The organism is Kitasatospora sp. NPDC033851, from assembly GCF_055576085.1.
On sequence record NZ_JBVIRL010000075.1, the window covers coordinates 1 to 5,623 of the forward strand.

Here is a 5,623-nt window from a genome sequence, read left to right on the forward strand (position 1 = left end):
CCGGCACGGCGTTCGTCGAGCTGGCGATCCGCGCCGGTGACCAGGTCGGCTGCGGGCTGCTGGAGGAGCTGACGCTGGAGGCGCCGCTGGTGCTGCCCGAGCAGGGCGGCGTCCATGTCCAGCTCGCCGTCGAGGAGGCCGACGGGTCGGGCCGCCGGGCTGTCGGCCTGTACTCCCGGCTGGAGGACACGGCCGGCGGGGAGGTCTGGACGCGGCACGCCACCGGCGTGCTGGCCCCCGGCGACGGTGACGATTTGCCGTCCTTCGACCTCACCGAGTGGCCTCCGCAGGGCGCGACCACGGTCGGCGTGGACGACCTCTACGACGTCTTCCAGGCGGCCGGGTTCGGGTACGGACCGGTGTTCCAGGGCCTGCGCGCCGCGTGGCGCCGTGGCGAGGACGTCTACGCGGAGGTGCGCCTGCCGGAGGGCGCCGAGGCCGACGCCGCACTCTTCGGACTGCACCCGGCCCTGCTCGATGCCGCGCTGCACGCGGTCGGCATCGGCAACCTGCTGGAGGAGAGCGGCGGCGGCCGCCTGCCCTTCGCGTGGAACGGGGTGACGCTGCACGCCGCCGGGGCTTCGGCCGTCCGGGTGCGGATGTCGCCAGCGGGCCGCGACACGGTCTCTCTCGTGCTGGCCGACGAGTCCGGGCGCCCGGTGGCGTCCGTGGCCTCGCTGGCGATGCGCGAGGTGTCCGAGGAGCAGGTGCGCAGTGCGCGCGGTGGCTCGGTCGACTCGCTGTACCGGGTGGAGTGGACGGTGCTGCCGGTGTCGCAGGCGCCGGCGGGTCGGTGGGCCGTGCTGGGTGCGGGCGGGTTCGGTGCGGAGCGGTTCGCGGACCTGGCGGAGCTGGGTGCGGCGGTCGACGGCGGTTCGGGGGTTCCGGATGCGGTGTTCCTGGCGCTGGAGTCGGTCGAGGCGTCTGATGGTGTGGCCTCGGCTGTGCGCGCCGCGCTGCACGGGGTTTTGGGGACGGTGCGGGAGTGGCTGGCTGATGAGCGGTTCTCGGCGTCGCGTCTGGTCCTGGTGACCCGTGGGGCGGTCGGTGCCGAGGTCGAGGACCTGGTGCACGCCCCGGTGTGGGGCCTGGTCCGCTCGGCGCAGTCCGAGAACCCCGGCCGCCTGGTCCTGCTGGACCTCGACGGCGGCGACTTCTCCCGCGAGGCGCTCTCCGCCGCTCTGGCGGCCGGCGAGCCGGAGCTGGTCGTGCGCGGTGGCGAGGTGCGGGTGCCGCGTCTGGCCCGGGCGGCGGTGTCGCCGGAGGCGGTGTCGGTGTTCGGGTCGTCGGGCACGGTCCTGGTGACGGGTGCGTCGGGTCTGCTGGGCGGGCTGGTGGCCCGTCATCTGGTGGTCGGGCACGGGGTGCGGAGTCTGCTGCTGGTGTCGCGTCGTGGTGCGGACGCGCCGGGTGCGGCGGAGCTGGTCGCCGAGCTGACGGACGCCGGCGCAACGGTGACGGTCGCGGCGTGCGACGTGGCCGACCGGGAGGCGCTGGCCGCGCTGCTCGCCGACCACGAGCTCTCCGGTGTGGTCCACACGGCCGGTGTCCTGGACGACGGCATCGTCACCTCGCTCACTCCCGACCGCATCGACACCGTGCTGCGTCCGAAGGTCGACGCGGCCCTCCACCTCCACGAGCTGACGGCCGATCACCCGCTGACCACCTTCGTGCTGTTCTCCTCCGCCGCCGGCACCTTCGGCGGACTCGGGCAGGGCAACTACGCGGCCGCGAACGTCTTCCTGGACGCCCTCGCCGCCCAGCGCCGGGCCGCCGGACTGCCCGCGACCTCCCTCGCCTGGGGTGCCTGGGCGGAAGGCGGAATGGTCGGTAGTCTCGCCGATGTCGACGTCCGCCGTATGAGCCGTGGCGGTGTGCAGGGCCTGCTCGCCGACGAGGGGCTGGCGCTCTTCGACGCGGCGATCGCCGCGGACGAGTCCCTTGTCGTTCCGATCCGGCTCGACCTGGCCGCGCTGCGCGCCGAGGCTGCCGCCGGCACCCTGCCGCCGCTGGTGCGCGGCCTGGTGCGCGCCCCGCTCCGCCGCGTTGCCGAGAACGGCTCGGCGGGCCGCCCGGCCGGCTCGTCCCTGGCGCAGCACGTCCTTGCCGCGCCGGCCGCCGAACGGACGGAACTCCTGCTGGACCTGGTCCGTGCCCGGGTCGCGTCCGTCCTCGGCTACGGGGACGCGGGCGCCGTGGACGCCAACCGGGCGTTCAAGGAGCTGGGCTTCGACTCGCTGACCGCCGTCGAGCTGCGCAACGAGCTCAACGGCGCGACCGGCCTGCGCCTGCCCGCCACCCTCGTCTTCGACCACCCGACGCCGGGTGCCCTGGCCGCTTTCCTGCTCGCCGAACTGGTCGGCGAGGCGCCGGGTGCCGCAGCGGCTGTCCGGACGGTGACGGTCGATGACGAGCCGATCGCGATCGTCGGCATGGCTTGCCGCTTCCCGGGTGGCGTCGAGTCCCCGGAGGATCTGTGGCGGCTGGTGTCGGAGGGCCGGGACGCGGTCTCCGGCTTCCCGACCGGCCGCGGCTGGGACCTCGAGAACCTCTACCACCCCGACCCCGATCACCAGGGCACCTCGTATGCCCGCGAGGGCGGGTTCCTGCACGACGCGGGCCTGTTCGACCCGGTGTTCTTCGGGATCTCGCCGCGCGAGGCGTTGGCGATGGACCCGCAGCAGCGGCTCCTGCTGGAGACCTCGTGGGAGGCCGTGGAGCGTGCGGGGATCGACCCGGCGACGCTGCGCGGCAGCCGTACCGGCGTGTTCGCCGGCGTGATGTACCACGACTACGCCCACAACCTGGGTGAGCTCCCCGACGGCGTGGAGGGTTACCTCGGCACCGGTAACTCGGGCAGCATCGCCTCGGGCCGGGTCGCCTACACCTTCGGTCTGGAGGGTCCGGCGGTCACGATCGACACGGCCTGCTCCTCTTCTCTGGTCGCGCTGCACTGGGCGATCCAGGCGCTGCGGAACGGCGAGTGCACGATGGCGCTCGCCGGCGGCGTGGCGATCATGTCCACCCCCGAGGTGTTCGTGGACTTCAGCCGCCAGCGGGCCCTCTCCGCGGACGGCCGGTGCAAGGCGTTCTCGGCGGAGGCGGACGGCACCGGCTGGGGCGAGGGCGTCGGCATGGTGCTGGTCGAGCGGCTCTCCGACGCCCGGCGCAACGGGCACCCGGTGCTCGCCGTGGTCCGCGGGTCGGCGATCAACCAGGACGGTGCGTCGAACGGCCTGACGGCGCCGAACGGTCCGTCGCAGCAGCGGGTGATCCGGCAGGCGTTGGCGAATGCGGGTCTGGCATCGGATCAGATCGATGCGGTGGAGGCGCACGGGACGGGTACGACCCTGGGCGACCCGATCGAGGCGCAGGCGCTGCTGAACACGTACGGCCGTGAGCGTTCGGCCGAACAGCCGCTGTGGCTGGGTTCGTTGAAGTCGAACATCGGTCACACGCAGGCCGCGGCCGGTGTGGGCGGGATCATCAAGATGGTGATGGCGATGCGGCACGGTGTGCTGCCGCAGACGCTGCACGTGAGTGAGCCGTCGGCGAAGGTCGACTGGTCGGCGGGTGCGGTGGAGCTGCTCACCGAGCGGCGGGCCTGGCCGGAGACCGGGCGTCCGCGTCGCGCGGCGGTGTCGTCCTTCGGGATCAGCGGGACCAACGCCCACACCATCCTCGAGTACGTCCCAGGGGCGGTGGAGGAGCACCTGACCGGGGCCGACGAGACCCCGGCCGTGCCTGTGCTCCTGTCGGCACAGAGTACGTCCGCGCTGCGCGGCCAGGCCGAGCGGCTGCTCACGCTCCTCTCGGATCGGCCGGAGGTGTCCCTGACGGACGTCGCCCACTCGCTGGTGGCGTCGCGGGCGGTGTTCGAGCATCGGGCGGTGGTGGTGGCGGGTGACCGTGCCAGTGCCGTGGCGGGGCTGGAGGCGCTGGCGGCGGACCTGCCGGGGGCGGTCCGGGGCGTGAGCGGTTCGGCGGGCCGGGTGGCGTTCGTCTTCCCGGGTCAGGGTTCGCAGTGGGCCGCGATGGCGGTGGAGCTGTTGGAGTCGTCGTCGGTGTTCGCTGGGCGGATGGCGGAGTGTGGGGCGGCGTTGGTGCCGTTCGTGGATGGCTGGTCGCTGCTGGAGGTGGTTCGGGGCGTCGAGGGTGATGGGTGGATGGATCGGGTGGACGTCGTCCAGCCGGTGTTGTGGGCGGTGATGGTGTCCCTCGCGGAGGTGTGGCGTGCGTCCGGTGTGGAGCCGGGTGTGGTGGTCGGTCATTCGCAGGGTGAGATCGCTGCCGCGGTGGTGGCGGGTGCGTTGTCGCTGGAGGACGGTGCCCGGGTGGTGGCGCTGCGCAGCCGGGCGATCGCGGGTGGTCTGGCGGGTCTGGGTGGCATGGTCTCGGTGGCGTTGCCGGTGGAGGAGGTGCGTGAGCGTCTCGGTGACGGGGATCGGGTGTCGGTCGCGGCGGTGAACGGTCCGTCGGCGGTGGTGGTGTCCGGTGAGCCGGCCGCTCTGGAGGAGTTGTTGGCCTCGTGTGAGGTGGACGGCGTTCGTGCCCGTCGTGTCCCGGTGGACTACGCCTCGCATTCCGCGCAGGTGGAGTCGATCCGTGCCGAGCTGTTGGAGGTCCTTGCGGAGGTCCGTCCGCGGGCGGGCTCGGTGCCGGTGTTCTCGACGGTGACCGGTGGGCTGGTCGACGGTTCCGCCATGGATGCCGAGTACTGGTACACCAACCTCCGTACCACCGTCCGCTTCGCCGAGGCGGTCGACGCCCTCCTCGCCGACGGCTACGGCACGTTCGTCGAGGTGAGCGCGCATCCGGTGCTGGCGATGGCGGTGCAGGACGCCGCCGAGGCGGCCGGTCGGCCGGCGGCGGCCTTCGGGACGCTGCGTCGTCACGAGGGTGGGCTGGAGCGGTTGTTCGCCTCGTTCGCCGAGGCGTGGGTGCGCGGGCTGCGGGTCGACTGGCAGGGCCTTCTCGCCGGCCGAGGTGCTCGGACGGTGGAGCTGCCGACCTACGCCTTCCAGCGTGAGAAGTACTGGCTGGAGGCGACCGCGGCCTCGCCGACGGGGGCGCCGGTCGATGCCGTGGACGCCCGCTTCTGGGAGGCCGTCGAGAGCGAGGACCTGGCCGCGCTCGCCGCGACCCTGGAGGTCGAGGGCGGCAGCGAACTGGGCTCCGTCCTGCCGATGTTGGCGGCCTGGCGCCGTCAGAGCCGCGACCAGTCGACCGTGGACGGCTGGCGCTACCGGATCAGCTGGAAGCCGGCAGCCGACACCGGTCCGGGCGCACTGTCCGGCACCTGGCTGCTGGCCGTTCCGGCCGATCACGACGACGCTGCGGTGGCGGGCCTGCAGGAGATGCTTGCCGGGCGCCGGATCGGCGTCCGTCGGGTGGAGATCGACAGCACCGCCGACCGCGGGGCCGTCGCGGAGCTGGTGCGCGAGGAGGTGGCCGACGGTACGTCCATCACGGGCGTGGTGTCGTTCCTCGCCGGGGTCGGCGGCCCGGTGGCGACGCTGACGCTGGTGCAGGCGTTGGGCGATGCCGGGGTCGGTGCGCCGTTGTGGTGTGTGACGCGTGGGGCGGTGGCTACGGGTCGTTCGGAGCGGGTGGCGGATCCGGT

At 73.4% G+C, this 5,623-nt stretch carries 1 protein-coding gene; it reads left to right on the top strand.

The features are described from left to right. Positions 1–5,623, top strand: a 5,623-nt coding sequence (locus tag ACZ51D_RS43310; RefSeq protein WP_465665806.1) for an SDR family NAD(P)-dependent oxidoreductase, incomplete at both ends; no start/stop codon positions are given.